At 68.1% G+C, this 6,161-nt stretch carries 4 protein-coding genes and 2 pseudogenes; 3 read left to right on the top strand and 3 right to left on the bottom strand.

Annotation, left to right across the window (positions count from 1 at the left end):
* Positions 1-97: 97 nt before the first annotated feature.
* Positions 98-571, top strand: coding sequence for a hypothetical protein (locus ACZ6KF_RS33790; protein WP_469242002.1), 474 nt, complete (start codon positions 98-100; stop codon positions 569-571).
* A 92-nt stretch (positions 572-663) separates the two neighbouring features.
* Here ACZ6KF_RS33790 and ACZ6KF_RS33785 read toward each other — a convergent pair whose 3' ends face one another.
* The gene (locus ACZ6KF_RS33785; protein ID WP_469242000.1) at positions 664-1,779 is read right to left on the bottom strand and encodes a DUF2637 domain-containing protein; all 1,116 of its coding nucleotides are present in this window, start codon (positions 1,777-1,779) and stop codon (positions 664-666) included.
* Positions 1,780-2,080: 301 nt separating this feature from the next.
* Here ACZ6KF_RS33785 and ACZ6KF_RS33780 point away from each other — a divergent pair, with 301 nt between their 5' ends.
* Positions 2,081-2,863, top strand: a complete 783-nt coding sequence (locus ACZ6KF_RS33780) for a hypothetical protein (RefSeq protein WP_469241998.1) — start codon at positions 2,081-2,083, stop codon at positions 2,861-2,863.
* A 299-nt stretch (positions 2,864-3,162) separates the two neighbouring features.
* A pseudogene (locus tag ACZ6KF_RS33775) lies at positions 3,163-4,417 on the top strand (IS256 family transposase).
* Here the strand turns inward: ACZ6KF_RS33775 and ACZ6KF_RS33770 are convergent.
* Positions 4,414-5,184, bottom strand: coding sequence for an MBL fold metallo-hydrolase (locus tag ACZ6KF_RS33770; protein ID WP_469241996.1), 771 nt, complete (start codon positions 5,182-5,184; stop codon positions 4,414-4,416). The pseudogene ACZ6KF_RS33775 and the gene ACZ6KF_RS33770 sit on opposite strands and share 4 nt — an antisense overlap.
* Positions 5,185-5,325: 141 nt before the next feature.
* Positions 5,326-5,538: pseudogene (locus ACZ6KF_RS33765) on the bottom strand (4-hydroxy-2-oxovalerate aldolase); the annotation flags it as partial.
* Positions 5,539-6,161: the final 623 nt, after the last annotated feature.

Raw genomic sequence — 6,161 nt, 5'->3', positions numbered from 1 at the left:
CGCTGGAACAACTCCCACAGCTCATCCGGCACCAGCCGCTCAACGATCCCCACACCGGCAGACTATCGAACACGCCAAATGAGATGACCTGTTAGCCATGGCTGCTCCCGCTTCTGCTTCCAGCACCAGCGGCAGCGTGATATGTCCGATCGGCGCTCAGAGCACCACCTACACCCCGGGGCTGAAGTATGCGCCGCCCGCTCCCACCTCCGTTTCCTCCACCGGCACCCTTGGCGGCTGCGTGTCCACCGATGGCAACCACACCGCCGCGAGCTACACCTTCAACGGAAGCGGCAGCCTCAACTGCCTGACGGGCAGCAGCAGTGGGTCCGGAACCATCGACTGGTCCGATCCGGGAACCAGCCCCTCCCGGTTCACCTACACCGCGGCCATCACCGTCCGGCCCAACGGCATCGTCGTCTCCACCCTGACCGGACCAGTCAGTTCCGGCGACTACGCAGGCAACGTCATCAGCGCCACCTTCATCCTGCACTCGACAGATCTCCTTGGCTGCACCACGTCTCAAGGGCTCACCAATACGTCCGGCGTCTTCACCGCCAGCCTCCTCTGACACCGGCGACTACGCGGACCTCGCCGCCGCTGCGTCGGCCACGTCACGGCTGCCCGGTCCACCTCCCTCTGCGGGCCGGGCTGGACTGCCGGTCAAGCACTCTCGGCGGACTTGGAGCTCTCGTGGTCGCCGCAACCCCCCACTGCAGGGATGCGATGAACGTCCAAGGTGCCGCGCGTGCAGCCGAAGCTTCGGTGAAGGACACGCACACCCCTCGCTTCCTGGCGCGTGCCGCGGGCATGGTGGCCTCGGGCCTGCGAAGGCACATGAGGGCACCGTCCGATGGCACCGCGCCGAGATGCGACCGGCGTGCCGGCGGCCGAGGTGTTCCTCGGCATCATCCCCGAGGGCATGCGAGCCGTCCTTTCGTACGACCCAGCGGCCGTTGTCCTCGTAGAGGCGGCCCATGAGGTCGACTCGGCGTCGATCAGTACGCGTTCGGTGGGGTCGACCTGTTTCAAGGTGGGCATCTCAACTCGGTCGACGGTGACCTGGACGGGCTGCTCGTTGATGCCGGCCGCCGCGAGGCCCGCGGGGGCCGTGTCCGCCAGGGGGACGCCGTACCTCGCCAGCCGCAGCGGCATCAGGGACTCCACCGGGGCCTTGCGGCGCCAGGAACGGCCGTAACGCGAGCGCAGGCGCGCCTGGTAGACGAGACGTTCCTGCTCCAGCTTGATCACCTGGTCGTAGGAGCGCAGCTCCCACAGCTTCATGCGCCGCCACAGCAGGAACGTCGGCACCGGCGAGAGCAGCCAGCGGGTGAGGCGGACGCCCTCCATGTGCTTGTCGGCCGTGATGTCCGCGATCCGGCCGATCGCCTGCCGGGCCGCCTCCACGGCGACCACGAACAGGACGGGGATCACGGCGTGCATGCCCACGCCGAGCGGGTCGGGCCAGGCCGCCGCGCCGTTGAACGCGATCGTCGCAGCCGTCAGCAGCCACGCCGTCTGGCGCAGCAGCGGGAACGGGATGCGGATCCACGTCAGCAGCAGGTCGAGGGCGAGCAGCACGCAGATGCCCGCGTCGATGCCGATCGGGAAGACGTAGGAGAAGTCCCCGAAGCCCTTCTTCAGGGCGAGTTCGCGTACGGCGGCGTACGACCCGGCGAAACCGATGCCCGCGATGATCACGGCACCGAAGACCACCACGCCGATGAGAACCCGGTGCGCCCGGGTCAGCTGGGGTGTCTGGGTGTTCCCCGCAGCCACGTCCCACTCCCCTGTTCATGTTTGGGCCGGTGTGCAAGTCTCACACTCCCATGACACGCGGCAGACGCACACGCAGTGTGTGGCGGAGCGGCGCGGTTTTCGAACTCGTGCGCGTGCAGCCGGGAATGCCGTTTGGACGTGTTGCCGTCGGCCTTGCACCGCCGTCAGGCCCTGTTCGGCGAGGTCCGTGTGCGACCCTGTTCAGTCCCGCGACAGTGGTGACCGTGCCGCAAGAGCAGTTACTGCCCCGCCTGTGTGAGTAGCATCCGGCAACACCCCTCACGACAAGGAGCACCATCCCGTGCCAGACGAAACCGTTGCGACCACCATCCGGAACAAGTACGCACAGCAGTACGCCAGCGACTTGGAGGACAACCGCGCCAGGCAGGCCGAGCTGGCGCAGATGCTGGAGCAACTCAAGCAGGACGAGGCCTGGTTGCTCAGGCAACTGAACGATCTGCCCACCTCTGTGACGGCCGCTGACGACACCGTGGATAAAGAGTCTCCGGCGTCCGCGCGCCAGCACACGGACCCGGCCGAGACGGCAGCGTCCGTGCCACAGCCCCGGCAGGACGGCCCTGCCAAGGCGGCGGCATCCAAGTCCACGGCCAAGAAGTCGGCCGCGGCCAAGGCCAGGGGCACGGCCAAGAAGCCGCCGGCGGAAAAGAAGAAGGTTGCGGCAAAGTCGGCTGCCCGCAGGGACACGGCGAAGAAGTCAGCGGTCTCTCCCGCGCCGTCGGCCAAGGCCGCGTCCGCGAAGGCAGGACCGCCGCTGCACGAGCTCGTCCTGGGCATTCTGCACAAGGCCCCCGGAGAACCGCGCATGGCGCGCGAAATTGCCGACCTGCTCGCACAGGATCATCCCGACCGGGCGACATCCGTCCAGACGGTGCGCAACGCCCTGGAGAATCTCGTCAAGAAGAACCGCGCCGAGAGGTCGCGTCAGCAGGGAAGCGTGATGTACACCGCCTACGCCGAAGCAGGCGCCGAAGTCAGCACGGAGCACCGCGCGGGCAGTGCTGCAGAGCAGGCCTCCGAGACCAGGCCCGACAGCGGAGGTCTCGGCGCTGCTGCCGGTAGCTGACTGAGCAGGGTCGGCAGAAGGCTGTGTACGACCAGCCTCACGGCGTGGGGGAACGCGATTTGCTCGCCGCCGTCCCTTGCTAAGCAACCGCGTACGGACCAGGTTAAGGCGCCCGGCCCCGCCACCACGGTCGGCTGTTGTGTCACCGGAGCGGACTGCCAGCGAAGTAGGAGTTCGATGGCAGTCCGCGAGCGCTGCTCAGATCCCGTGGATCGGCGCGGGAGGACGTACCTTCCGAGTGATCGATCGGCTGGCATCGGGTAGGTCCGCGTAGCCGCGCGGGTCGGGAAGGCACGCCTGTGCTCAGCGTGGTGAACGACGACGGCGCTACCGCCAACGGCTCCTCTTTGATCGACGAGATTGTCCGCGAAGGTGCGAGGCGGATGCTCGCCGCCGCGCTGGAGGCCGAAGTCAATGCTCATTTAGCTGGCTTGGCAGGCGAGTGCGATGAGCACGGACGCCGTTTCGTGGTCCGCAACGGCTACCACCGGCCCAGGAAGGTCACCACCGCGGCTGGCGTGGTCGAGGTGAAGGCCCCGCGGGTGAACGACAAGCGCGTCGATGAGCAGACGGGTGAGCGCAAGCGGTTCTCCTCCGCGATCCTGTCGCCGTGGTGCCGAAGGTTGCCAAAGATCAGCGAGGTGCTGCCACTGCTCTACCTGCACGGCCTGTCCTGCGGCGACTTCGTCCCAGCGCTGGAGCAGTTCCTCGGCTCGGCGGCCGGGCTCTCGCCCGCGACGGTCACCCGGCTGACCCAGCAGTGGCAGGCCGACCACGATGCGCTCATGGACCGCGCCATTTCGGAAGCCGAATACGTCTACGTGTGGGCCGACGGCCTCCACCTGAACGTCCGCCTGGAGGAGGCCAAAGCGTGCGTGCTCGTGCTCGTCGGTGTGCGCGCGGACGGCAGAAAGGAACCCGTCGCGCTCAAGGACGGCTACCGCGAATCGGGCGAGTCCTGGGCCGACCTGCTGCGCTACTGTTCCCGCCGGGGCATGCGCGCCCCGGTCCTGGCCATCGGCGATGGAGCCCTGGGCTTCTGGAAGGCCCTCGCCGAGGTGTTCCCCGCCACTCGCGAGCAAAGGTGCTGGGGTCACGAAACCGCAAATGTGCTCGACTCCATGCCAAAGTCCGCTCAGCCGGGCGCGAGGAAGGCCATTGAGGGCATCTACAACGCCGAGGACCGCGACTGCCGAGGCGGCGATCAAGACACTCGCCCAGCTCTACGGCGCGAAGTTCCCCAAGGCCGTCAAGAAGATCACCGACGACAAGGAGCAGCCGCTGGCGTTCTTCGACTTCCCCGCTGAGCACTGGACTTACCCTCGGACCACGAACCCCATCGAGTCCGCCTTTTCCACCGTCCGCCTGCGCACGAAGGTCACCCGCGGGGCCGGCTCCCGCGCGGCCGCGCTGGCCATGGTCTTCAGACTCATCGAGTCCGCCCAGCAGCGGTGGCGGGCCGTGAACGCACCCCACATCGTAGCCCTCGTCCGCGCCGGAGCTCGCTTCGAACGCGGCCGTCTTGTCGAACGGCCCCAGGCAGTTGCGGCCTAACCGACTGAGAAGGTGGCACCGGGTGCGGCATAGTCGACGGGACCGTCGAACCGGGCCGAGGCGCGTGCCACCGCCTGTTGCGGGGTGAGGAAACGGCCAACGTGGGTGACGATCAACCGGCCCGCCCGGGCCGCGCTGGCCGTGTCGCCGGTGTCTTCGGGCGTGTGGTGCACCTGCTCGCCCTCGACCGGCGCCAGGTCACTCTCAGCCTCGCACAGCAGCACATCGCATCCCTCGGCCAGCCGCGTAAGGTTCGCGCACGGTGCTGTGTCCCCGGAGTAGACCAGCGATCGGCCCTCGGCCTCGATGCGCACCGCGAAGGCCGGGATGCCGTGCGCCACTGCCCGGCTGGTCATGGTGAGTGCGCCGACCCGCGCCTGATGCCCGTCTTCCAGCTCATGGACGGCGAAGGCAGACTCGACCGGGCTACGCGTCGAGGTGTTGGTGAGGAAGTGGGCCAGCCGGTCAGCGATGCCTGGCGGCCCGTACAGGGGAATGGGCGCAGCAAGTTGTATGTCCGCGAAGAGCACAGCGTAGTAGGCGGTGAGCAGGTCCGCGCTGTGATCGGCGTGCAGGTGCGAGATCCAGATAGCGTCCAGCTCATCGAGCCGGACATACCCCTGCAGCTGCGCCAGCGTCCCGCTGCCTGCATCCACCCAGACCCGAGTGCCGCCGCTGGAAACCAGGTAGCCGGAGCACGGGTTGTCCACGCTCGCATAGGGCGTCGCACACCCCAGGACGGTGAGACGAAGAAGATCGCTGGCCATCCGGGGAGTCTATAGAACGCTTGATCCACAGTATTGACAATTTCTCCGTCCGCCTGGGCGACGGGCCGCGGTTTCGTCGCCGCCGCGCTCGACACCGATGAGGGTGCCGGGCTGGGAGGCGCGGACCAGGTCGGCGCCCACGCCCATCCGTGACGAGGTGAGGGCCTCGCGGACGGTGGTGAGCATCGTGGCGTCATCGAGCCGGGCGCGGCCGATCTGGAGGCTGGAGGCACCCAGTCCGTTGCCGTGGCCGACCTCCACCACCGGCACCTTGGCGGCGTTCGCGACGGTGGCGTAGGCGCGGAGCTGGCCGGCGTCGAGCTGGTGGCCGACGGCGTGGTGGCCGTCGCGCAGGGTCGGGTCGTGGGCAACACCATGTGGTCCAGCAGGACGCCCGAGTCCGGCTCATCGACGCCCATCTGCTCCTGCATGGCCAAAGAGGTCACCCCGGCCTTGTGGCCGACGACGCGGGCTCCGCCCGCGACCTGCCGGGCCACCGCCGCCTCCTGCACCCGGTAGGCCGTCTCCAGCGGCAAACCCGGCCGCCGGGCGGTCAGCGCTTCGATCGGGGTCCGCTCGCACTCCGCCGTCAGCAGAGCCGACGCCGTAGCGACGATCCAGCGGTCGTCCTGCTCGTCCAAGGCGAGACCTCCTCGGGGCATGGGGCATCACAGGCGGTGTGCAGACGTGGGCACGGAGGAGATCCGAGGCGGCATTTCGGCCACCGGGCCCGGGCCTGATGAACAGTCAACCGGCGGGTTATCCGCAGCGGTACGGTGAGGGACAGGCCAAGCGGTATATCGGGTATATCGGGGCAGGTGCTCATGACCACACGGACACCGAACACCCAGCTCAGCGCCCTGGTCGCTGAATCCGGGCTCACCTAACAGGTCATCTCATTTGGCGTGTTCGATAGTCTGCCGGTGTGGGGATCGTTGAGCGGCTGGTGCCGGATGAGCTGTGGGAGTTGTTCCAGC

It is taken from the genome of Streptomyces sp. NPDC046379, assembly GCF_055587785.1.
The sequence above is the reverse complement of the archived record's forward strand: the minus strand, read 5'-3'. Positions and strand labels throughout refer to the sequence as shown.